Genomic DNA, 22,182 nt, shown 5'->3' on the forward strand with positions numbered 1-22,182 from the left:
GCACGCTATCGATCGTCCCGTGCTACTGTCGATAGCAGTTGCAGTTGTGGTTCCCAAAAACTTGTGAGCATCCACCCTGTTCTTGCAGGGTGGTGTTCTTTTGTATCCGGTCATTTCCGGCGGGGTAATCATCACGGCGACGCGGAGTCCGCACAGTGCGGATCCCGAGCACCGTCCCGAAGGAGATTTGACATGGCTACAGGCACCGTGAAGTGGTTCAACGCCGAAAAGGGTTTCGGCTTCATCGAGCAGGACGGCGGCGGCGCTGACGTCTTCGCCCACTACTCGAACATCGCCGCGCAGGGCTTCCGTGAGCTTCAGGAAGGCCAGAAGGTGTCCTTCGACATCGCGCAGGGCCAGAAGGGCCCGACGGCCGAGAACATCGTCTCCGTCTGACACCCTCACGCACGCGCAGCTGGGGCCCGCACCTTGGGGTGCGGGCCCCAGCTCGGCGCGTTTCTGGCGCAGGCGTCCCGGCGGTCTGCGGTGAGTTCGACCCGCGACCGCGCTTCCGGGGGTTCAGGCTCTGCTCCTGCCCCCTGGCTCGCTCCCGCCCCCCGGCTCGCTCCCGCGTCCGCGCACGGTCCACGTCCGGTTCGCTCCTGGTCCGCTGTCCGCTTCCGGTCCGCTCCTGGTCCGCTCCCGGTTCTGTCACCCGACGCCCGGCGCTTCCGCTTAGCTTCCCGATCGCTCCACTTCTTTTCGCTCCACCGCTCCATTTCTCTCGTTTCCGGGATCCCGCCGTTCTCTCGGCATCACATCCCGTGAGAATTCAACACCGATCCGATTCGGTGCTGAATTTCATTCGGCTCGTTCTCGCGATTCTCTGCGCTGCTCATTCGCTGCGGGAATTCCTTGATACGCGCCCGGTCAAGGAAGGTTTCGCATGAATCGCACGCGCACAAACGATCGCTTCGCCCGCACCCGCACGGAGGGCGCCGGCGCCAAGAGGGGCGGCAGCCGCTTCGGGGGCGCGTCCGCCGGCCGTTCCGGCGCTCCCAGCAGGTCGAAGAGCTACGGACGCCAACAGTCTTCGCCGCGCGGAGAGTTCGCGGTGCCGGTGACGATCAACCCCGGCCTGCCGGCCGTCGAAGCGTTCGCCGAGCTCGACCTGCCCGCGCCGTTGCTGGAAGCGCTCGGCCACGAAGGCGTGACCGTCCCCTTCCCGATCCAGGCGGCGACCCTGCCGAACTCCATCGCGGGCCGCGACGTACTCGGCCGCGGCCGCACCGGCTCGGGCAAGACCCTGGCCTTCGGCCTCGCGCTGCTGGCCCGTACCGCCGGGCAGCGCGCCGAGCCGCGGCAGCCGCTGGCCCTGGTCCTCGTCCCCACCCGGGAACTGGCCCAGCAGGTCACCGACGCGCTCACCCCGTACGCCCGTTCCTTGCGGCTGCGGATGACCACCGTCGTCGGCGGGATGTCGATCGGCCGCCAGGCCGGTGCCCTGCGCGGCGGAGCCGAGGTCGTCGTCGCGACGCCGGGCAGGCTCAAGGACCTCATCGAGCGGGGCGACTGCCGGCTGAACCAGGTCGCCATCACCGTCCTCGACGAGGCCGACCAGATGGCCGACATGGGCTTCATGCCGCAGGTCACGGCGCTGCTCGACCAGGTACGTCCGGAAGGGCAGCGGATGCTCTTCTCCGCCACCCTGGACCGCAACGTCGATCTGCTGGTCCGCCGCTACCTGTCCGACCCGGTGGTCCATTCCGTCGACCCGTCCGCGGGCGCGGTCACGACGATGGAGCACCACGTCCTGCACGTGCAGGCCTCGGACAAGGCCCGGACGACCACCGAGATCGCGGCGCGAGACGGCCGGGTGATCATGTTCCTGGACACCAAGCACGCGGTGGACCGGCTGACCGAGCACCTGCTGAGCAGCGGTGTCCGCGCCGCGGCCCTGCACGGCGGCAAGTCCCAGCCGCAGCGCACACGGACCCTGGCCCAGTTCAAGACCGGGCATGTGACGGTCCTGGTGGCGACCAATGTCGCGGCGCGCGGCATCCATGTCGACCAGCTGGACCTCGTGGTCAACGTCGATCCCCCGACCGACCCCAAGGACTATCTGCACCGCGGCGGCCGTACGGCCCGTGCCGGCGAGTCCGGCAGCGTCGTGACCCTGGTCATGCCCAACCAGCGCCGTGAGATGAGCCGACTGATGGTCGCCGCCGGCATCACCCCGCAGACCAGCCAAGTGCGTTCGGGTGAAGAGGAGTTGAGCCGCATCACGGGCGCCCAGGCCCCCTCGGGCGTGCCGGTCGTCATCCGCGCGCCGGTGACCGAGCGTCCCCGCCGTGGCAGCTCCACCTCCTCCCGGGGCCGGCGTGGCCGCTCCGGCGGCCAGGGCCGGTCCACCGGTACCACCGCGCATCGCACGGCCCAGCAGTAGTCCTGCCACCGCCCGACAGCTCAGGCACCCGACGCGCCGTTCGCCGGTCACCCTTCGCGGTGACCGGCGACCCGGCCGCCGGTCACCGTTCGCCGGTCTCTGGTCACCTGCCACCGGTTGCCGGTCACCGGCCGCCATGCGCACCCCGCACGAACCCGCAGGAGGCACCCCTTGACGCTCGTCCAGACGCAGCCGCGTTCCGCGGGACCCGTCCCGATCGTCGTCGCCCGTCCGAGCGACGCTTCCGGGCCGCGGGTGCGGGGCGACATGACCGTCGAGGTGGCTCTCTCCGTCATGGCCGGCGCCCGTGTGGGGTATCTCCTCGTCTGCGACGAGGACGACCAGTGCACGGGCTCGGTCACCGAGGCCCAGCTCGCCCTCGTCCGCGACGGCTCCGCGTACACGGACCGGGTCCGCGTACGGGATGTCCTCGGCCCCCGCCACACCCCGGGCGCTCTCGCCCGCTCCAACTGAACGTCCTGCCGCCCCGGCTCACCCGGCCCCGCCCGGCCCGTTCTCCCGCTACCTGTGAGGCATCATGCGCTGTGTCATCGCCCGCTTCCCGTTCGACCTCACCAAGAGTGGGGTGCTGGAATCGATGAAGGGGATCAAGCCCGAGCCGATCACGGGTGAGTCCGTGATCATCGGCCGCTGTCACTATCCCGTCAAGCAGGTGGGCGAGGTCATCACCCGCCAGGACCGCCGCGACTTCACGGCCGGCGAAGTGACCCGGGCCATGGCCCGCCTCGGCTTCACCTGCCGCACTCCTGAGGTCCCCGCGCCCGCGCGCGCCCTCAGCCCGCTCCAGAACGCCTCGGCCCTGCTCGGCAGCCCCGCCCCGCTCGAACCCTGAGGACGTCCCGCCGACATCAGCACAGCCATGAGGGCCCCGCCGACACAGTCGGCGGGGCCCTCATCGCGTTCTCACTGGTCGGAGTACCTGAAGTCGCCCACCGTCCAGGCGCTGACGGACTCGATCGCGACGCGGTACATTCCGCCGGTCTCGGGAATCCCGACGCTGCCCTGAAGGATGCGGGCGAGATGGAAGTGCAGATGGGTCGGCGCCCCCGTGCCGCCACCTCGGCCCACCGTCCGGCCGGCGAACACCTCGGCGAAGGGGCCGAGACGGTCCGAGTCCGTCAGTACCTCCGACACCCGCTCCCGCCACACGGCCTCGGGAGCCAGCCGGCCGGTGATGACGGCACCGCCGACGATCACGGTCAACGACATCTGAGTGCTGTGCCCGGACTCCACCATGGCGGAGATGTCAACGAGCAGCTCATCAGGGTTCGACACAGGACCCATTCTATTCAGCGGGCCCACCGGTCGCTGTGTGCCGCAGAATATCTACGCCTCAAACCACTCGAAATCTGTGTTTGCCACGGTAGACATCGCACGATGGCGTGATTAGGGTTTGCTGTACAGACATCGTCGAGCCGGAGGAGTTCGGTGCCGGCTCGGCAGGTACTCGCTCCAGAGGAAGGACTGCGGAGGCAGACGCCATCAGGATCGCCCGGCCCGCGAGACATCCCGGCCCGGGTACCGCAAGAACCCGGAATGGACGGTGGTTCCCGGTCACGCACACACGATCCCCGCTCACCCGCCCCTCGCTCGGGCCCGGTAGCGGAAACAGAAGGTCGGCTCCGCAGTAGAGCCGGCAGATGGTGTTCAATTTCCTTCGGGGCCCTGGTGCCGTACGGCATCGGGGCCCCTCGACGCGTGCCACAACGAGGTGAAATGACAGCGGACACTCCACTCAGTGGTCGTCTCGACGACGACGACTACCCCGCGTACACGATGGGCAGGGCCGCCGAGATGCTCGGCACCACGCCGGGCTTCCTCCGCGCCATCGGTGAGGCCCGCCTGATCACCCCGCTCCGCTCGGAGGGCGGACACCGGCGCTACTCCCGCTACCAGCTGCGGATCGCCGCCCGCGCGCGGGAGCTCGTCGACAAGGGAACCCCCATCGAGGCCGCTTGCCGCATCGTCATCCTCGAGGACCAGCTCGAAGACGCTCAGCGCATCAACGCCGAGTACCGGCGCGCCGCACGGGCGGCATCGGACGGATCCGGCGCGGGCTGACCACGTCCACGGGCGGACCGGCCGTCCCGACCGCACGGAGACGACACCGCACGACGACGGCACGCACGGAAACGGCACCGCACGGAGACGACAGCCCCCGATCGACACACGCGGGTCGCGCGCGCCCGCGGCCGGGGGCGGGGGACCGCGTTGACACGGGAGGTCACCCGGCGTTGACTGACAGCCCGGTGTACAGCCCATGCCTCTCCGGTGACCGTGGCGGCCGGGATCATCGCGGTGACGACCCTTCCGGAACCCCACCCGATTGTCACGACACGATCGACACGATCGACACGACACGATCGTCGCCCCCTGATCGCCCTACGCGCCCGGCCGGTACGACGTACAGGAAGTGGCCCACGATGATGTACGACCAGACACGCGCCCAGCAGCCCCCGGACAGGCAACCCGGCTCCGGCGAGCGTCGCACGCCGGGCCCGGAGCCGCTGCTCGGGTCGACCGAGCGGGCCGAACTCACCCAGCGGCTCAACCACGCTCTCAACACGTTCGCGAACAACCCGCGTGAAGCGCTGGAAGAGGCCGAGACCGCGTTCGACGAAGCCGCGGCCCAGCTCATGAGCGCCCTCACCGAACGACGACGCGCCCTCCACGACGGCTGGCACGGCCAGGACCCCGTGACCCAGGCCGACGAACTCCGCCACGCGCTGCGGCAGTACCGCGAGATCACCCAGCGGCTGCTGCGCATGTGAGCACGCGCCGCTCCCGGGTCTTACGGAGCCGTGACGTGGTGGGCGCGGTGCTGCCGCGGGACGGGGTGGCGGTTCTAGCGTTCGTGTCATGCGTGTACTGGTTACCGGCGGAGCCGGGTTCATCGGAGGTCATGTCGTCGCGGCGCTGCGCGCGCGGGGGCACGAGGCGGTCGTGTTCGACCTGCGGGACGGACTCGATGTGCGGGACGCCGAGGCGGTCGCGGGCGCGCTGAACGGCGTCGACGCGGTGTGCCATCAGGCCGCGATGGTCGGCCTCGGCGTCGGGTTCGGCGACGCGGCCGAATACGTCTCGCGCAATGACCTGGGTACGGCCGTGCTGCTCGCCGCGATGGCGGACGCGGGGGTACGACGGCTCGTGCTCGCCGGGTCGATGGTCGTGTACGGGGAGGGGCGGTACGCGTGCGAGTGGCACGGGGTGGTGCGGCCGGGGCCGCGGGCCGTCGCCGATCTGGACGGCGGGCGCTTCGAGCCGCGGTGCCCGCGCTGTGGTGAGGAGTTGACGCCGGGACTTGTGGGCGAGGACGCGCCCGTCGACCCGCGCAATGTGTACGCGACGACCAAGCTGGCCCAGGAGCATCTCGCGGCGGCGTGGGCCCGGTCGACGGCCGGCACCGCGGTGTCGCTGCGCTATCACAACGTCTACGGCCCCGGAATGCCCCGCGACACCCCGTACGCGGGCGTCGCCTCCTTCTTCCGGTCCGCACTCGCCCGCGGTGAGGCCCCGCGCGTCTTCGAGGACGGCGGACAGCGGCGGGACTTCGTCCATGTGGGAGATGTGGCCGCCGCCAACGTGGCCGCCCTGGAGGCGACTTCGCAGGACGGCGCCCTCAGCGTCTACAACACCGGCAGCGGTGAGCCTCGTACGGTGGGCGAGATGGCCCGGGCGCTGGCCGACGCGTACGGAGGGCCCGATCCGGTCGTGACCGGGGAGTACCGGCTGGGGGACGTGCGGCACATCACCGCGGACTCGGCCCGGCTGCGGGCCGAGCTGGGCTGGAAGGCGGAGATCGGATTCGCCGAAGGGATGCGGGAGTTCGCGGCGGCGCCGCTGCGCGGGGAGCAGGACCGGGACGCCGAGAGCGGACGCCCCGGCCGGGCGTACAGGGGCCGGGCGGACAGGGCGTCCCTCACACCCCCGCCATCGGCAGGGTGACCTCGAAGCGGCAGCCGCCGGGGACGTTGCGGACGGCGGCGATGCCGCGGTGGGCCTCGACGATCCCCCGGACGATGGCGAGGCCGAGGCCGGCACCGGCGGGTGGCGTACGGGCGTGAGTACCGCGCCAGCCGGTGTCGAAGACGCGCGGGAGGTCCTCCTCCGGGATGCCTCCGCAGCCGTCCGTGACGGACAGGACGACACCCACCGCCGAGCGTTCGGCGGCGACCGCGACCGTGCCGTCGGCGGGCGTACGGCGGATCGCGTTGACGAGGAGGTTGCCGAGCACGCGGCTCATCTCCTTGCCGTCCACCTCGACCGGCACCTGCTCGACGCGGTCGCCGATCAGCCGTACGCCGTGCTCGCGGGCCAGCGGGTCCGCTCCCGCGAGGGCGTCACCGACCAGGTCGTACACGGAGACGCGGGAGGGGGACAGGGCGAGGGCGCCCGCGTGGATCCGGGAGAGTTCGAAGAGGTCGCCGACCATGCCGTTGAGGCGCTCGACCTCCGTACGGATCTGGCGCAGGTAGCGGTTCGGGTCCGCCGCCACGCCGTCCTCCAAGGCCTCGGACATCGCGCGCAGCCCGGCGAGCGGCGTGCGCAGATCGTGCGAGATCCAGGCGACGAGCTCGCGGCGCGAGGTCTCCAGGGCACGCTCACGGTCACGGGACTCGGCCAGCTTGCGGCTGGTGGCCGCCAACTCACGGCTGAGCGCCGAGAGTTCGGCGGTCGACGGGCCCTCGGGGGCCGCGAAGTCGCCGCCGTCACCGAAGGAGCGGGCGGCGAGCGTCAGCGCCCTGCTGCGGGCCACGACCGAGCGGCCCAGCAGGAGCGCGGTGGCCAGGGAGACGACGGCCGCCATGGCGACGACCGTCGTGACCACGCTCAGATCGTGCGGGGACAGGAACATCGCCCACGCCACCGCCAGCGTTCCCGCGAGCATCGCGCCGACGGCCACGGCGGCGACGACCGCGACGGAGGCGGTGAGCGAGCGGCGCCGGAGCAGCCGGAGCGCGCCCGCGCCGAGCAGGCCGGCCGCGGCGGCGCCCAGGAAGGCGAACAGGGCCATGACCAGTATGTCGTTCATGGGCGGGCCTCTTCCTCGGGTGCGGGGTGGGTCGGTCCGGTGGCTGCGGGACGGGCGACCGCTTCCGTGTCGTCGAAGCGATAGCCCACGCCCCACACCGTCTGGATCAGACGCGGCCGGGCCGGGTCGTCCTCGACCTTGCCCCGCAGCCGGCGCACATGGACGGTGACCGTCGACAGATCGCCGAAGTCCCAGCCCCACACCTCACGCATCAGGTCCTCGCGGGCGTACGCCCGGCCGGGGTGCCGGAGGAAGAAGGCGAGGAGGTCGAACTCACGCAGGGTGAGGGCGAGTTCGGCACCGTTCTTGGTGGCACGGCGGGCCGACGGGTCGATGGTGAGACCGGCGGCGTGCAGCGGGCGCGCGGTGGCGGCCGGCCGTGTCCTGCGCAGGACGGACTCGACACGCAGGACCAGTTCCCGCGGGCTGAACGGCTTGGTGACGTAGTCGTCGGCCCCGACCTCCAGGCCGAGGATCCGGTCGTCCTCGTCGCCGCGCGCGGTGAGCATGATGACCGGCACGGGCCCGTGTGCGCGCAGTCGGCGGCAGACCTCCAGGCCGTCCATGCCCGGCAGCATCAGGTCGAGCACCACCAGGTCGGGCCGGTGCGCGGCGGCACGGGCCAGCGCCGCGGGACCGTCCGCGGCACGGTCCACGAGGTAACCGGCGCGGTCGAGGTACCCGGAGACGACCTCGGCCACGGTCGGATCGTCGTCCACGACGAGGACACGGGTGGCCTCCGCGCGAGGAGGAGCGGCGGTCTCCGTGTGCGGGCTCGCGACGGACCCCGGTACCCCGTTCACGCTCGGGTCAGGTCCGGCACCTGGGGATTCGTGCGGTCGATGCATGCGTCCAGCGTCCCACCCGGTCCGGTCCGGTGCGGGTCGCCGACGCCGACGTCCGAGTTTCGTAAGGACATGAAGTCCGGTATATCCCTTTCGCGTTCGTAAGGTGAAGGCCGTGACGACCTTTCCCGTACCGGACCCGGACGTCGACCTGGTCCTTCCCTGTCTGAACGAGGCCGGCGCCCTGCCCTGGGTGCTCTCCCGGATCCCGCCCGGCTGGCGCGCGCTGGTCGTGGACAACGGTTCCACGGACGGCTCCGCGGAACTGGCCCGCGGGCTCGGCGCGACCGTCGTGCGCGAGGAGCGCCGCGGGTTCGGCGCCGCCTGCCACGCCGGGCTGACCGCCGCCACCGCGGACATCGTCTGCTTCTGCGACTGCGACGGTTCGCTCGACCCGGCCCGGCTCCTGCCGTTCGTCGCCGAGGTCCGGGCCGGTGAGGCGGACCTGGTGCTGGGCCGGCGCCGCCCGCAGGGGCACGGCGCCTGGCCCGCGCACGCCCGTGCGGGCAACATCGCGCTGGCCCGGATGCTCCGGCGCCGCACCGGCCTGCGCCTGCACGACCTCGGTCCGCTGCGCGCGGCCCGCCGTGAGGCGCTGCTCGGCCTCGGGCTCACCGACCGTCGCAGCGGCTATCCGCTCCAGATGGTCGTCCGCGCCGCCGACGCGGGCTGGCACGTCGCCGAGCACGACGTGCCGTATCTGCCGCGCACCGGCGTCTCCAAGGTCACCGGCACCTGGCGCGGCACCTGGCAGGCGGTACGGGACATGCGCCGCGTCCTGGCCGAGCCGCCCAGGCCCACCCGGGCGCAACCCCACGCCCACGCCGACGCCGACGCAGGGGCCGACACCGACACCCGGACCGCAGCCCCGACCGAAACCCCGGCCGAAACCCCAGCCGCTGCCCAGGTCCCGACCCCGACGTCGGCCCCTGCGTCGGCCCCGACATCTGCCCCACCATCGGCCCCGGGATCGGCGCCGACGTCGGCCCTCGCACCGTCCCGAGGAGGAACCGTCCAGTGAGCGTCACCCTGCTCGTCATCGCCAAGGAACCGCTGCCGGGCCGGGTGAAGACCCGGCTCACGCCGCCGTTCACCCCCCGGGAAGCGGCGACGCTCGCCGAGGCGTCCCTCGTGGACACCCTGCGCACGGTGGCGGCGACGCCCGCGCGGCGCCGGGTCCTCGTGCTCGACGGAACGCCCGGCCCCTGGCTTCCGGCCGGCTTCGACGTCGTACGACAGTGCGCCGGCACGCTGGACGAGCGGCTGGCCGCGGCGTTCGCGGGCTGCGGCGGGCCCGCGCTGCTGATCGGCATGGACACACCCCAGGTGACGCCCGCCCTCCTCACCGTGGACTTCGCCGACTGCGACGCGTATTTCGGGCCGGCGGAGGACGGCGGCTTCTGGGCGCTGGGTCTCGCCGAACCCGACCCCGAACTCCTGCGGGGCGTGCCGATGTCGACGCACACGACGGGTGCCGTGCAACGGGAACGTCTCGTCGGGGCCGGGCTGCGGGTACGGGATCTGCCCCGCCTGCGGGACGTCGACACGGCAGCGGACGCGGCGGCGGTCGCCGACACGGCACCCGAGGGGTTCTTCGCGGCGGAGCTGGGACGGCTCGGGGCGCCTGCCGGACAGGGTGCCGGACAAGTTCCCCGACCGTCCGAGGGCGAGACGGCCGGCCCGGTCCCGGAGCAGGTCCCCGGACAGACCGCGGGACAGACCGCAGGACAGACCGCGGGGCGGACCTTGAGGTCGGCGTCCGGGCAGCCCTCCGGATTCGTCGGCGGACTCAGGGCCGCGCAAGCCGCCGGACTCGGCACCGGCCCGGACCGCGGCCCGGCCGCCGGGCCGCGGGGTGCCGGGCGGTGAGCGACGCACGGGTCAAGACGGGGACGGGGACAGGTGCAGGTGCAGGAACAGGGATGGGGATGGGGATGGGGACGGGAACAGGAGGGGGGACGGGGACTGGGAGCAGGGCCGGAAGTGGCGGCGGAGCCGGGAAAGGGACCTTGTCCGGGCGGGCCGCGCGTTCCTGGGCCGCCGATCCCTACGCCGACGCCCTGGGCGCCGGCCGGGGGCCGCTGTTTCTGCGGCGGACGGACGGCTGGCTGCTCCCCCTGGAGGTGGAGCGCTGGTGCGCCCGCGCCGACGCGGTGGACCTGCAGGTGCTGGCGTACTGCGAGGGCGCCGTGCTCGACGTGGGGTGCGGGCCGGGCCGACTGGTCGCGGAACTCGCGGCGCGGGGACGGCCCGCCCTCGGCATCGACGTCAGCGAGGCCGCCGTCGCCCGCACCGTGCGGCTCGGCGGACAGGCGCTGCACCGGTCGGTCTTCGAGCAGCTCCCCGGTGAGGGCCGCTGGGGCACCGCCCTCCTCGTCGACGGCAACATCGGCATCGGCGGCGACCCGGCCGCCCTCCTCCGCCGCACGGCCGAGCTGCTCGCTCCGGGCGGTCTGCTGATCGCCGAGACCGTCGCGGGCGCGGACGTCGACGAACGCGTCGACGTCCGCATCGTCCGCGCCGCGCACACCGACGACGACGGTGCGGCCGGGGCCGGCGGCGAGGACGGCGCCCAGGGCCGGCCGGCCGACCGGGCCGCCTTTCCGTGGGCCCGGCTCGGCACCCCCGCGCTGCTCCGGCACGCGGCGCGCGCCGGATGGCGCGCGGACGCTCAGTGGGCGGCGGGCGGGCGTTCGTTCGTGGCCCTGCGCAGTGGGCCGGAGCGGGACGCCCGGAAGGACCGCAGGACGAGCACCAGCGCGGACCCGGCGAACAGCACCGCCGTGATCAGCAGCCAGCGGGCCAGGAAGCTATCGCCGGGCAGGGCGGTCGCCGACCGGTAGTGGTCGGCGACCTGGCCGCTGATCAGCGGAAACCACACCAGCAGCAGGAGGCCGGAGAGGGCCGCCGGCACCCGGACGTAGATCGTCCGGTCCCGGTGGCCGGCCGCGTCCAGCGACACCGCGACGGCCCGGTCCGCGCCGGCGTACAACGGCACCAGCACCAGGTCGTGCAGCACCGCCGCGCCCACGAACCAGAGCGCCACCTCGAACCAGTCGTCGGCGAGCAGCCGCACACCCGCGTAGGCGGCGAGGGCGAACGAGCAGGCCAGCAGCAGGAGTTGGAAGGGACTGCCGATCAGATCCCGGCCGCTCGGCGGGCGCCTCGGGTGCCGTCGCGGCTCAGGCGTGCGTCCCGTCTCCAGCAGTCGTCGCATCGCTCGTGGTCGTCGCATCACAGGTCTCCGAACGTCATCCGGGCCACCCATTTGGTGTTCAGCACGCCGGGCGCGGCCGGGACGATGATCCGCGCCGGGTAGCCGTGATCGGGGGTGAGGGCCTCGCCGTTGACGAACAGGGCGAGCAGGGACCGCGGATCACGCACCTGGTTGTCGCGCAGGGCGGCCGCCCTGAACGCCCCGCGCCGCTGCAACGACTCCACGAGTACGTCGGGGGCCGCGTCCTCCTCGTACCCGACGAGCCCCGCCAGGTCCCGCAGCCGCACGCCCCGCCACCACTGGTCCGCCGTCGACCAGCCCTCCACGCAGGCGATGGGCAACGCGGCGCTGTGCAGGGGGAGTTGCCGGAGCTCGGCGCGGCTCAGCCGGACCGTCCGGCCCTTCCCCGCGACGACCAGGCGCCAGGCCTCGTCGCTCGTCTCCGTGGCGGTGATGCCGCGTGACGCGGCGGTCTTGTTGATCTGGAAGCCGTTGGGTCCGGAGCCCGGTTCGGCGCCGCCGTGCGGAGTCAGCAGCGCCGTCTCGCGCAGCGGCCCGTCGAAGCTCCGGCCCGCGGAGGTGGCGACCAGGAGCAGGGACCCGCCTCCGACGAATCCGAGGGCCCCGCGCCGCGAGACGGTGGGCGGCAGGGGGTCCGGGGACACCAACTCGTCCTCGGGGCGCACCGGTTCATCCGTTCCGGGCGGGGAGCTCGTCCGGTCCGGCGGCGGGCTCGGACGGCGGACGTGGCGCAGGTTGCGCAGCGCCGTGGGCACGCGCAGGACCGCGTGCGTCACGAAGGCCGCGATGAACACCCAGGCTCCGTAGAAGTGCAGCGTGTAGAAGGAGCCGGGGAAGATGTAGTCGAGCTGGATGTTGAGCACGCCGGTGACGAACTCGAAGAGGGCGCCCCCGACCAGGAGCAGCAGCGAGAGCCGTTCCAGGGCGTGCGCGAGCGAGCGGGCCGGCGGCAGGGCGAACAGTTTCGGTACGACCGACCACAGCTTCGCCAGCAGGACGGGGATCAGCGCGATGCCGAGCGTGACGTGCACACCCTGGGTGAGGCGGTACAGCCAGGGCGGATCGGTCGGCCAGGAGAACAGGTAGAACCCGAGGACCCCCTTGTCGGGGGTCTTGTCGTTCACCGCCGAGAGGTTCGGGTTGTACGCGGCGTACGACAGGAGCCCGGTCACGAACAGCACCGTGATCCCGGCGAGCAGCACCACGCCGAGCACGGAGGTGAACCAGGGGCCGCGCAGCGGACTGCGCCAGAACGCGGGTGACGAGGGAGACCGTGGCATGCCCCGACCGTAGGCCGGGGGCACCCCCCGAACGGGTTCTCAAACCATGACGAAACTCTGACGTCCACCTCAGGGGCGGCGCCTGGCGGAGCCTCCCGGCCTAGCGTGCGAGGGTGAACCGCGATCTCCCCCGCGATCTGCCTCGCGACCGCCCCAGCGACCCTTCCCGGGCTCCCTCCCGGGCCGCCCCTTCCCAGGCTCCCTCCCGGACCCGGCGCCTTCCCCGGGCCCTGTCACCGTTCCTGTCCCGGGCCCGTTCCCACGCCCGTTCCCCCGACCTTTCCCGCTCGCTGCTGAGCGACCGGCCCAAGGACGTCCGCCGCGACCTGTCCGCGGCCCTGGCCGCCGCGCTGCTCGTCCTGACGGCGGCGGTCGTCGGCTACGTCATCGAGCACCGCGACGGCACGCTGTTCGTCAGCGCCGCGCCGCTGTACGGGCACTGGGGGCCGCACGTGGGTCCCGGTACCGCGGCCGCGATCGCCGTGGCCGCCGCCGTCGTGGCGTACGGGCCGCTCCTCGCCGCCCGGCTGTCCTGGCGGTGGCTGCTGTCCGCCGTGTGGGGCACGGCGACGGTGTGGACGTTCTCCCTGGCGCTGGTCGACGGCTGGGAGCGGGGCGTGGCCCGGCGCCTCACCACGCGGTACGAATATCTCCAGGTCATCTCGCCGGTCAACCGCTTCCACGACATCCCGGCCGCGCTGCGGGACTTCACCCACCACATCCTGCTGCACTCCCCCGACCACTGGCCCGCGCACATCGCCGGGCATCCGCCGGCCGCCACGCTCACCTTCGTCCTCCTCGACCGGATCGGGCTGGGCGGCGGGGCCTGGGCGGGCGTCTGGTGCGTCACCGTCGGCGCGACGGCGGCGGTGGCGGTGCTCGTCACCGTGCGCGTCCTGGCCGGTGAGGCCCTCGCCCGGCGCGCCGCCCCCTTCCTCGTCCTCGCCCCGGCGGCGGTGTGGATGGGCACCTCCGCGGACGGCTACTTCGCGGCCGTCGCCGCCTGGGCCCTCGCCCTGCTCGCCCTCGCGGTCACGGGCCACCGGCCGCGGACGACCGGCCTCGCCTCCGGTCTCCTCCTCGGCCTCACCGCGTATCTCTCCTACGGGCTGACGCTGATCGCCGTGATCGCCTGCGCGGTGCTGCTGCTCGGCTCGCGCTCCCGGTTCCGCCCGCTCCCGTACACCCTGGCCGGACTCACCGTCGTGCCGCTGATGTTCACCTTTCTCGGGTTCAACTGGTGGGAGGCGTACCGCCTGTTGGTCACCCGCTACTTCGAAGGGGCGGGCGGCATCCGGCCGTACGGCTACTGGGTGTGGGCGAATCTCGCCTGCACGGTGCTGATCGTGGGACCGGCGACGGTGGCGGGGCTGCGGAGGGCGGGGGCGGCGGTCCTGCGGACGGCGGCCGCGCCGGTGCGGGGCCGGGCGACTCCCGCACCGGTGGGCCGGGCCGCCGCGCCCGGGGCCCCGACTCCGGCCCACAAGTCCGCGGCACCCCGCCTGGCCGTCCTCGTCATCGGGGCCCTGCTCGCCCTCCTCGTCGCGGATCTCTCCGGGATGAGCAAGGCGGAGACGGAACGCATCTGGCTGCCGTTCGCGCTGTGGATGCTCCCGGCGGCGGCGTTCCTCCCCCGGCCCCGCGCCTGGCTCCTCGCCCAGGCCACGCTGGCCCTGCTCCTCAACCATCTGCTGCTGACGGGCTGGTGAGCGTCGGCGGGCCGGCCCGGGTGCTCCGGGCCGGCCGACGGCCGCGGCCACTGACGGTGCGGGCGGGCCGTCAGCCCTGCGCGGAAGCCTTCTTGATCGCCTCGCGGATGCGGGAGTAGGTGCCGCAGCGGCAGACGTTCTCGATGCGGTCGATGTCCGCGTCCGTGGGGTTGGCGGTCTTCTTGAGCAGGGCTGCGGCGGCCATGATCTGGCCCGGCTGGCAGAAGCCGCACTGGGACACGTCACAGTCGAGCCAGGCCTGCTGGACGGGGTGCAGGCGGGCGCCGTCGGCGAGGCCCTCGATGGTGGTGACCTCACGGTTCACGCAGTCCGCGACCGGGACGACACAGGGCTGGATCTCCGCGCCGTCGAGATGGCTGGTGCAGGCCCGGCAGACACCGACACCGCAACCGTACTTGGGTCCGGTCACGTCCAGCAGGTCGCGCAGCACCCACAGCAGGGGCATGTCCGCCGGTGCCTCGACGGTGACCTGTTTCCCGTTGAGGACGAAGGAGTAGGACGGCATCAGCACTCTCGTCTCGGAAGGACGTCTCGGAAGGGGGTCTCAGAAAGTGATCGGGAAACGGCGGGGGCGGGTCCCCGTCGCACGGGCGTAGGCGTTGGCCACCGCGCCGGCCGCCGCGGGAACACCGAGTTCGCCGGCCCCTCCGGGCTCTCCTCCGGAGGGCATGATGTGCGCCTCGAAGTGCAGCGGGGCGTGCCGCTGACGGGCCCAGTGGAAGTCGGCGAAGCTGCCCTCGCGGACGGCGCCCCGGTCGAGGTGCAGACCGGCCGTGAGCACGGTGGAGATGCCGTCGACCGCGGTGCCCATGAGCTGGGCCTCCAGTCCGCGCGGGTTGACGGCCGTTCCGACGTCGGCCGCCATCACCACCTTGGTGACCCGCGGGTGCTTCGGGTCACGGGCGTCGATCTCGACCAGACAGGCCACGCAGGAGCCGTACTCCTCGTGCACGGCCACGCCCTGGGCCTGCCCGTCCGGCATGCTCCGGCCCCAGTGCCCGGCGTCCGCCACCCGGTCGAGCACGGCCCTGACCGCCTTGCCGCGCAGTGTCGTACGCCGGAACGCGACCGGGTCCCGGCCGAGGCTCCGGGCGATGTCGTCGACGACGATCTCCTCCGCGGTCCGCATGGTCCCGGAATCCACGGACCGCCAGGCACCCAGCGGCATCGCGAGGCCCACCGAGCCCGAATCGCCGGAGACAGAGCCGAAGTTGTAGAGGCCGCTGTCGCTGGGCAGCGGGCCGCCGGCCCGCGCGCCCGTGGTGGTGACTCCGCCCCGCGCGGTGCCGCCCTGCTTCTCGTACGACTCGCTCACCGACGCCGTCATGTGTGTGAACGCCACCACCCGGCCGCCCGCGTGGCTGGCCCGGATGCGGTGGTGACTGGCCGGGCGCATCCGGCCGTGCCGCATGTCGTCGTTACGGCTCCACATCAGCTTCACCGGGCGGCGGGCCGCCTTGGAGACGAGGGCCGCCTCGACGGCGGCGTCGTAGGTGAGCCGCCGTCCGAACGAGCCGCCGCCGCGCAGGACATGGACCCGGACCTTCGAGGCGGGCAGCCCGGTCGCCGAGGCGATCGTGTCGCGCGCGTCCATCGGCGTCTGGGAGGAGAACCAGATCTCGGCGCTGTGCTCCCGTACGTCCGCGACCGCGGTCAGCACCTCCATCGGGGCGTGTCCGACGAACGCGAACTCGAACTCGCCGCCCACCTGCCGGGTGCCCAGCGGCGGGGTGCCCAGCGGCGGGACGGCGGCGCGCAGCCGGGCCCGTACGTCCGCGTCGGACAGTGCGGCGAGCGGGCCCGGCGACCAGGTGATCCGCAGGGCGTCCCGAGCCTTGAAGGCATGGTGGAAGGTGTCGGCCACGACGGCGACACCGCCCTCGATCCTGACGACCGCGCGGACGCCGGGCAGCGCGCGGGCGGCCCGGTCGTCGAGCGAGCGGACCTTCCCGCCGAGCGTCGGCGGCCGGGCCACCACGGTCGGCTTCGCCCCGGCCACCGCCAGGTCGCCGGTGTACTTCGCCCTGCCGGTGACGATGTCCCGCGCGTCGATCCGGGACGTCGGCCGCCCGATCACCCGGTGCCGGGAGGCCGGCTTGGGGTCGGTGGACACGGCGGGCCGGTGGATCCGGGCGGCGGCCGCGGTCAGCGATCCGAACGTGGCCGTACGGCCGTCGGGCGCGACGACCATGGTGTCCCGCGTGTGCAGCGTCTTCGGGGGTATGTGCCAGCGCCGGGAGGCGGCGGTCACCAGTTTGGCGCGGGCGGTGGCGGCCAGCGCGCGGGCGGGCCCGTACAGCGAACCGACCGAGTTCGAGCCGCCGGTGAACTGGTTGCCGCGGGTCCGGGCCTCGGCGAGCGGGATCTCGACGTCGGCGAGCCGGGCGTCCAGCTCCTCGGCGATCATCATGGCGACCGCGGTGGTGATGCCCTGGCCGACCTCGACCCGCGGCAGCCGGACGACGATCTTGTTGGCCGCGGTGACCTCCAGGACCAGCATCTCGTCGTCGGTGCCGGTCACCAGGACGTCGGAGGGCCCCGAGGCGGACTCGGCGCCCTCCGCCGGGGAGGCGTCGCAGCCGAGCGGGGCGGCGACGGTCAACGTGGACGCGGCCAGTGTGTGGACGATGAACCTGCGGCGGGACAGCTGACGGGCCAACAGAGGCTCCTCTCCGAGCCGTCCGGGGGCGTACGACTGGTAGGAGGGGCGGATCGGCCGTGAGGTTCCCGCTGAACGTATGCGGCGTCTGCCGCGTCCCCGTACCACCGGATGGCGGACGGGGAGGATTACATGAACAAGCGAAGCGGGATCAGGGCGACCGGCGGCGTCGTGGCGGCAACTGCCGTGGCGCTCATGGCGGTTCAGGGGTCGAGCGCCGACGCGGGAGGCAGGGAGACGCCCGTCGCGGAGCACACGACCGTGTGCGCCGGCACCCAGTCGGCGCACAGCCTGCCCGGCAGGGAGACCTCGTCGGCGCTCCGGCTGGCGATCTACACCGACAAGAGGGGCGGGACACGCCACAAGAGCGTCTTCACCAGCGTGTCGGTCGACGAGCGCGGGAACTCCGTGAGCGTGTACCGCATCCCGTCCAAGGCGTTCGACGCGGACATCTGCGGCCACGCGGAGAAGGGGGTGAAGGTGCGGATCCACGACTCGGACGTCACCCGGCGGCAGCTCAGCGCCATGGTCGACCGGGTCGGCGACGACATGGACCGCTGGGACGGCCGGTTCGCGCTGTACACGGTCGGCCTCGACGGCAGTGGCCATGTGGTCTTCGGCGTCGACGACCGGGCGACGGCCGAACCGATACTCAAGAAGGCCTTCGGGAAGTTCTGGGCGAAGCACATCCTGGTCGAGCACACGGGGGAGCCGAGGCTCGACTGACGGCGGCGACGGTCCTGGGCGGGGTCCTTCGCCGTGCCCGGGGCGGCCGGCGCCCCTCCCGGGGTTCGGCTTGCAGGTGCGAGTACCGCCTGCCTATCGTCGCGCGTATGCAGTCCTACACGATCGGCCAGGCCGCCCGGCTCCTCGGGGTGAGCCCCGACACCGCCCGGCGCTGGGCGGACGCCGGGCGGGTGACCACGCATCGGGACGAGGGCGGACGGCGGCTCATCGACGGGCGCGACCTCGCGGCGTTCTCGGTGGAACTGGCCGGAGCCGGTGGTGAGGAGGGCGTCACCTCCTACACGTCCGTCCGCAACGCCTTCCCCGGGATCGTCACCGCCGTCAAACTCGGCGATGTCGCGGCCCAGGTGGAGATCCAGGCGGGACCGCACCGGCTGGTCTCCCTGCTGACCCGCGAGGCCGTGGAGGAACTGGGCCTGGAGGTCGGCGTGGAGGCAACGGCCAGGGTCAAGTCGACCAACGTGCACATCGACCGGGCCTGAGCGGGCGCCGCTTCAAGAACCCGTCGTCGAGGACCGGCGTCCGCCGGTTCAGGAGCCCGTCGTCGAGTACGAGTGGGCTCCCGTCCCCGCCAGCGCGCCCCCGTCAACGATCAGGTACTCGTCACGGACCGGGGTGCCGTCCAGCCAGCACTCCAGGATCTCCCGGGTGCCCGCCGCGTAGCGGGCCTGCGCGGAGAGCGAGGAACCCGAGATGTGCGGGGTCATCCCGTGGTGCGGCATGGTGCGCCAGGGGTGGTCGGAGGGCGCCGGCTGCGGATACCAGACGTCACCCGCGTACCCCGCCAACTGCCCGCTGACCAGGGCGCGTTCGACAGCGTCCCGGTCCACGATCCGGGCCCGTGCCGTGTTGATGAGATACGCCCCGCGCTTCATCGTGGCGAACAGCTCGTCGCCGAACAGGCCCTCGGTCTCGGGGTGCAGCGGCGCGTTGATGGTGACGACGTCGCAGTGCGGGGCCATGTCGGCGGCACTCGGGTGGAAGGTGAGCCCGAGCTCCCGCTCGACGGCCTCCGGCAGCCGGTGGCGGTCGGTGTAGTGGAGCTTCACGTCGAAGGGGGCGAGCCGCCGCAGCACCGCGAGGCCGATCCGTCCGGCGGCGACCGTGCCGACGTGCATGCCCTCCAGGTCGTACGAACGGGCCACGCAGTCCGCGATGTTCCAGCCGCCGTCGAGCACCACCCGGTGCGAGGGCAGGTAGTTGCGGACGAGACCCGGGCCCGCGGGTGGCGCTCGCAGAACGGGGTGGTGAGCAGGGACGCGGCGGGCAGCGCGGTGGGCACGATGCCGAGGCGCAGGGTGCCGGTCAGGCCGCCGCGCAGCGCCGACAGCTCCTGGCGCAGAGCGTCCCGCTCGGCGAGGATCCGGTGCGCCCAGGCCAGCACGACCTCGCCCTCCGGGGTCAGCCCCTCGTACCGTCTGCCGCGCCGCACGATCGGCACGTCCAGTTCGTGTTCGAGCCGGCGGATCGCGGCGGACAGCGACGGCTGCGACACGAAGCAGGCCGCCGCCGCCCGCGCGAAGTGCCGCTCCCGGGCGAGCGCGACCAGATACTCCAGCTGACGCAGCAGCACGCGCCACCTCCCGTCGGCGGGCCAGGGTCGCAGACACCGGGCGGACCTGTCACGGCCCCGGCATGCCCCACCCGGGCCGCCCCGCACAGCACCGCACGGACACACCGGGCCGGCGCGGACCGGTCAGCCGGGGTCTTCGCCGGACCAGGACGGGTATCGGCCGTCGACCCGGATGGCGTTGATACCGCTGATGTGCCGTGCCCCGCACCGGTCCTGCGGGAGGACCAGCTGCGGGCCCGCCCGGTCCAGCGGGGTGCCGTCGACGGCGACCGCGAGCAGCACCGGGGCGTCCGCGAAGTCGGGGTCGATCTCGGCCCAGGTGAGCAGCGCGTGGTGGCCGTCCGCGCCCGTCACCGCGATGAGGAAGCGCAGCCGGTCCTTGCGGCGGCGCGGGTCGAAGCGGGGTTCCGCGTCCCGGAGCACGTCGTGCAGCAGCGGGCCCTCGAAACCGTGGCGCTGTACGCCGCTGGTGGCGCACTCGAAGCTGACCTCGACCCGGCGCCGGGGCCAGGCGAACAGGTCGGGCACGGTCAGCCGGGCCGGCCGGGCGAGGTCGCCGGTCAGGGCGAGCACCGCGAGCGAGGGAGCCGGCGGCATCGGCTGTGTCAGGGACTGGCTCACTGGGCAGCACCTCCCGGAGGACCGTACCCAGGCGACGGTCCCGTACAAACGCACATGCGTACATCCCAAGGCCTGATGCACAGCTTATGCGATGCGACAGGAGACTTACGGGTCGCATATGCGGAAGTATGATCGGCGCACAGCAGAACGTGAGCTCACGACTGAAGAGCACGACGGAGGCTTCAGCGAGCTTCTCAGTTTCCGAGGGAGTAGATCCGTGATGACCCGATCCGCGCGCCGGACCCGCCGCACCACCCGGACCCTGCACGTGGCGGGCGTCGGTGCCGCCGCGCTGCTGGCCCTGAGCGCCTGCTCCTCCTCCGACGACGCCTCCGGCTCCTCGGGCGAGCAGAAGTCCTCGGCGTCCTCCTCGCCGAAGCTCTCCGGCACGGTGACCGTCTTCGCCGCCGCCTCCCTCAAGGAGAGCTTCACGACGCTCGGCAAGGACTTCGAGAAGGCCCATCCGGGCACCAAGGTCACCTTCAACTTCGGCGGCAGCGACACCCTCGCCGCGAGCATCACGGGCGGCGCCCCGGCGGACGTCTTCGCCGCGGCCAGCCCGAAGACGATGGCGATCGTGACCGACAAGAACGACGCGGCGACGGCCCCCGCCACCTTCGTACGCAACCAGCTGGAGATCGCCACCCTGCCCGGCAACCCGGACAAGGTCGCCTCCCTGAAGGACCTCACCAAGTCCGGTCTCAAGGTCGTCCTGTGCGACAAGACGGTGCCGTGCGGCGCCGCCGCCCAGAAGGCGCTGGACGCGAGCAAACTGAAGCTCACCCCCGTCTCCTACGAGCAGGACGTCAAGAGCGCCCTCACCAAGGTGGAGCTCAAGGAGGCCGACGCGGCGGTCGTGTACAAGACCGACGTGAAGGCCGCGGGTGACAAGGTGGAGGGCGTGGAGTTCCCCGAGTCGGCCGACGCCATCAACGAGTACCCGATCGCCCTGCTCAAGGACGCGCCCAACGCGGCCGCGGCCAAGGCGTTCATCGAACTGGTGCGGTCCGCGGAGGGCCAGAAGGTGCTGACGGCGGCCGGGTTCCTGCAGCCCACGTCCTGACACCCGACTCACGGCGGCCGCGTCCCGGTCCACACCTCGTGACGCCCGCCCCTTGAAGCCGACGCCCCGGAACCCGTCTCCTGAAGCCATGAGTGATCCCGTGACCGCGTTCGACAAGACCGACGCCCCGGCCGACACCCTGACGGGTGGGCCGTGGCGCGGACGCGGGCGGTCACGGGTGCGGCCGCGCGGCCGGGTACGGGGCGGGGCGCCGCTTCCCCTCCTGCTGCCGGCCCTCGTCGGGCTCGTCTTCCTGCTGCTCCCGCTGGTCTCGCTGCTCGTCCGGGCGCCCTGGCGCAGCCTGCCGGAACAGCTGACCAAGCCCGAGGTCTGGCAGGCCCTCCAGCTGTCCCTGTTCTCGGCCACGGCGGCCACCGCGGTGAGCCTGGTGCTCGGTGTGCCGCTCGCCTGGCTGCTGGCGCGTACGGACTTCCCCGGGCGCGGGCTCGTCCGGGCCCTGGTCACGCTGCCGCTCGTCCTGCCCCCGGTGGTCGGCGGTGTCGCGCTGCTGCTGGCCCTCGGCCGCAACGGCGTCGTCGGGAAGCTGCTGGACTCGTGGTTCGGGATCACGCTGCCCTTCACCACGGCCGGGGTGGTCGTGGCCGAGGCCTTCGTCGCGATGCCCTTCCTGGTGATCAGCGTGGAAGGCACCCTGCGGGCGGCCGACCCGCGCTACGAGGAGGCCGCCATGACCCTCGGCGCCTCCCGCTTCACCGCGTTCCGCCGGGTCACCCTGCCCCTCATCGCGCCGGGCATCGCCGCCGGTTCCGTACTGGCCTGGGCCCGCGCACTCGGCGAGTTCGGCGCGACGATCACGTTCGCGGGCAACTTCCCGGGACGCACCCAGACCATGCCGCTGGCCGTCTACCTGGCCCTGCAGAGCGACCCCGCCGCCGCGATCGCCCTGAGCCTCGTCCTGCTCGCGGTGTCGATCGCGGTGCTCGCCGGACTGCGGGACCGCTGGATGACGGCGGTGTCATGACAGAC

General features: G+C 72.8%; 20 protein-coding genes and 5 pseudogenes. 15 read left to right on the top strand and 10 right to left on the bottom strand.

Annotation, left to right across the window (positions count from 1 at the left end):
• Positions 1-192: 192 nt before the first annotated feature.
• From ABZX90_RS13150 to ABZX90_RS13165, 4 genes are all read left to right on the top strand, one after another.
• Positions 193-396, top strand: a complete 204-nt coding sequence (locus tag ABZX90_RS13150; protein ID WP_351123878.1) for a cold-shock protein — start codon at positions 193-195, stop codon at positions 394-396.
• A gap of 490 nt (positions 397-886) precedes the next feature.
• Entirely contained in the window at positions 887-2,386 is a 1,500-nt protein-coding gene (locus tag ABZX90_RS13155) for a DEAD/DEAH box helicase (RefSeq protein WP_351123880.1), read from the top strand.
• Positions 2,387-2,557: 171 nt separating this feature from the next.
• A complete protein-coding gene (locus tag ABZX90_RS13160; protein WP_351123883.1) occupies positions 2,558-2,860 on the top strand; it encodes a CBS domain-containing protein in 303 nt (100 codons plus the stop codon).
• Between the two features lie 64 nt (positions 2,861-2,924).
• Positions 2,925-3,239 (top strand): SCO5918 family protein, encoded by a 315-nt coding sequence (locus ABZX90_RS13165; RefSeq protein WP_351123885.1) that lies wholly within the window; start codon positions 2,925-2,927, stop codon positions 3,237-3,239.
• 71 nt (positions 3,240-3,310) lie between these two features.
• Here ABZX90_RS13165 and ABZX90_RS13170 read toward each other — a convergent pair whose 3' ends face one another.
• Positions 3,311-3,682, bottom strand: a complete 372-nt coding sequence (locus ABZX90_RS13170) for a hypothetical protein (protein WP_351123888.1) — start codon at positions 3,680-3,682, stop codon at positions 3,311-3,313.
• A 441-nt stretch (positions 3,683-4,123) separates the two neighbouring features.
• Between ABZX90_RS13170 and ABZX90_RS13175 the strand changes: the two genes are divergently transcribed.
• The 3 genes from ABZX90_RS13175 (at position 4,124) to ABZX90_RS13185 (ending at position 6,352) form a co-directional block, all read left to right on the top strand.
• Positions 4,124-4,468 carry a MerR family transcriptional regulator gene (locus ABZX90_RS13175; RefSeq protein WP_351123890.1) on the top strand — a complete coding sequence of 115 codons (345 nt, stop codon included), beginning with the start codon at positions 4,124-4,126 and terminating at the stop codon, positions 4,466-4,468.
• Positions 4,469-4,830: 362 nt separating this feature from the next.
• Positions 4,831-5,178 carry a hypothetical protein gene (locus tag ABZX90_RS13180; protein WP_351123892.1) on the top strand — a complete coding sequence of 116 codons (348 nt, stop codon included), beginning with the start codon at positions 4,831-4,833 and terminating at the stop codon, positions 5,176-5,178.
• A gap of 88 nt (positions 5,179-5,266) precedes the next feature.
• Positions 5,267-6,352, top strand: a complete 1,086-nt coding sequence (locus tag ABZX90_RS13185; protein WP_355204366.1) for an NAD-dependent epimerase/dehydratase family protein — start codon at positions 5,267-5,269, stop codon at positions 6,350-6,352.
• On the opposite strand, the gene ABZX90_RS13190 is transcribed toward ABZX90_RS13185, so the two are convergent.
• Together ABZX90_RS13190 and ABZX90_RS13195 are read right to left on the bottom strand one after the other, a co-directional pair.
• Positions 6,327-7,439 (bottom strand): HAMP domain-containing sensor histidine kinase, encoded by a 1,113-nt coding sequence (locus tag ABZX90_RS13190; RefSeq protein WP_355204369.1) that lies wholly within the window; start codon positions 7,437-7,439, stop codon positions 6,327-6,329. The two genes, ABZX90_RS13185 and ABZX90_RS13190, sit on opposite strands and share 26 nt — an antisense overlap.
• On the bottom strand, positions 7,436-8,287 hold the full coding sequence (locus ABZX90_RS13195; protein WP_355204372.1) for a response regulator transcription factor: 852 nt from the start codon (positions 8,285-8,287) through the stop codon (positions 7,436-7,438). Before ABZX90_RS13195 ends, ABZX90_RS13190 begins: the two co-directional genes overlap by 4 nt.
• Positions 8,288-8,390: 103 nt before the next feature.
• On the opposite strand from ABZX90_RS13195, the pseudogene ABZX90_RS13200 reads away from it, so the two are divergent.
• The 3 genes and pseudogenes from ABZX90_RS13200 to ABZX90_RS13210 all read left to right on the top strand — a co-directional run.
• A pseudogene (locus tag ABZX90_RS13200) lies at positions 8,391-9,077 on the top strand (glycosyltransferase family 2 protein); the annotation flags it as partial.
• A 224-nt stretch (positions 9,078-9,301) separates the two neighbouring features.
• Positions 9,302-9,907 (top strand): annotated as a pseudogene (locus ABZX90_RS13205) (DUF2064 domain-containing protein); the annotation flags it as partial.
• 299 nt (positions 9,908-10,206) lie between these two features.
• Entirely contained in the window at positions 10,207-11,127 is a 921-nt protein-coding gene (locus ABZX90_RS13210; RefSeq protein WP_355204375.1) for a class I SAM-dependent methyltransferase, read from the top strand.
• Here ABZX90_RS13210 and ABZX90_RS13215 read toward each other — a convergent pair.
• A pseudogene (locus ABZX90_RS13215) lies at positions 11,025-11,552 on the bottom strand (hypothetical protein); the annotation flags it as partial. The gene ABZX90_RS13210 and the pseudogene ABZX90_RS13215 overlap by 103 nt on opposite strands.
• On the bottom strand, positions 11,519-12,802 hold the full coding sequence (locus tag ABZX90_RS13220) for a molybdopterin-dependent oxidoreductase (protein ID WP_351123905.1): 1,284 nt from the start codon (positions 12,800-12,802) through the stop codon (positions 11,519-11,521). The gene ABZX90_RS13220 and the pseudogene ABZX90_RS13215, both read right to left, overlap by 34 nt.
• A gap of 290 nt (positions 12,803-13,092) precedes the next feature.
• Here ABZX90_RS13220 and ABZX90_RS13225 point away from each other — a divergent pair, with 290 nt between their 5' ends.
• Positions 13,093-14,511: a hypothetical protein gene (locus ABZX90_RS13225; RefSeq protein WP_355204605.1), complete on the top strand. Its 1,419-nt coding sequence runs from the start codon at positions 13,093-13,095 to the stop codon at positions 14,509-14,511.
• 70 nt (positions 14,512-14,581) lie between these two features.
• On the opposite strand, the gene ABZX90_RS13230 is transcribed toward ABZX90_RS13225, so the two are convergent.
• Together ABZX90_RS13230 and ABZX90_RS13235 are read right to left on the bottom strand one after the other, a co-directional pair.
• Entirely contained in the window at positions 14,582-15,037 is a 456-nt protein-coding gene (locus tag ABZX90_RS13230) for a (2Fe-2S)-binding protein (protein WP_355204378.1), read from the bottom strand.
• Between the two features lie 39 nt (positions 15,038-15,076).
• Positions 15,077-17,161 carry a molybdopterin cofactor-binding domain-containing protein gene (locus ABZX90_RS13235; protein ID WP_351124298.1) on the bottom strand — a complete coding sequence of 695 codons (2,085 nt, stop codon included), beginning with the start codon at positions 17,159-17,161 and terminating at the stop codon, positions 15,077-15,079.
• A gap of 162 nt (positions 17,162-17,323) precedes the next feature.
• Here ABZX90_RS13235 and ABZX90_RS13240 point away from each other — a divergent pair, with 162 nt between their 5' ends.
• Positions 17,324-17,917 carry a hypothetical protein gene (locus tag ABZX90_RS13240; RefSeq protein WP_355204381.1) on the top strand — a complete coding sequence of 198 codons (594 nt, stop codon included), beginning with the start codon at positions 17,324-17,326 and terminating at the stop codon, positions 17,915-17,917.
• A gap of 107 nt (positions 17,918-18,024) precedes the next feature.
• Positions 18,025-18,420, top strand: a complete 396-nt coding sequence (locus tag ABZX90_RS13245) for a helix-turn-helix transcriptional regulator (protein ID WP_351123912.1) — start codon at positions 18,025-18,027, stop codon at positions 18,418-18,420.
• A 48-nt stretch (positions 18,421-18,468) separates the two neighbouring features.
• On the opposite strand, the pseudogene ABZX90_RS13250 reads toward ABZX90_RS13245, so the two are convergent.
• From ABZX90_RS13250 to ABZX90_RS13260, 3 genes and pseudogenes are all read right to left on the bottom strand, one after another.
• A pseudogene (locus ABZX90_RS13250) lies at positions 18,469-19,149 on the bottom strand (NAD-dependent formate dehydrogenase); the annotation flags it as partial.
• An 11-nt stretch (positions 19,150-19,160) separates the two neighbouring features.
• Positions 19,161-19,511 (bottom strand): annotated as a pseudogene (locus ABZX90_RS13255) (LysR family transcriptional regulator); the annotation flags it as partial.
• Between the two features lie 123 nt (positions 19,512-19,634).
• Positions 19,635-20,108 carry a molybdopterin-dependent oxidoreductase gene (locus ABZX90_RS13260; RefSeq protein WP_351124300.1) on the bottom strand — a complete coding sequence of 158 codons (474 nt, stop codon included), beginning with the start codon at positions 20,106-20,108 and terminating at the stop codon, positions 19,635-19,637.
• A 244-nt stretch (positions 20,109-20,352) separates the two neighbouring features.
• Between ABZX90_RS13260 and modA the strand changes: the two genes are divergently transcribed.
• Positions 20,353-21,195, top strand: coding sequence for a molybdate ABC transporter substrate-binding protein (modA, locus tag ABZX90_RS13265; RefSeq protein ID WP_351123915.1), 843 nt, complete (start codon positions 20,353-20,355; stop codon positions 21,193-21,195).
• A gap of 88 nt (positions 21,196-21,283) precedes the next feature.
• Positions 21,284-22,177, top strand: coding sequence for a molybdate ABC transporter permease subunit (modB, locus tag ABZX90_RS13270; RefSeq protein WP_355204385.1), 894 nt, complete (start codon positions 21,284-21,286; stop codon positions 22,175-22,177).
• Positions 22,178-22,182 lie beyond the last annotated feature (5 nt).

Source organism: Streptomyces sp. NPDC002935, assembly GCF_040611295.1.
Classification (GTDB): domain Bacteria; phylum Actinomycetota; class Actinomycetes; order Streptomycetales; family Streptomycetaceae; genus Streptomyces.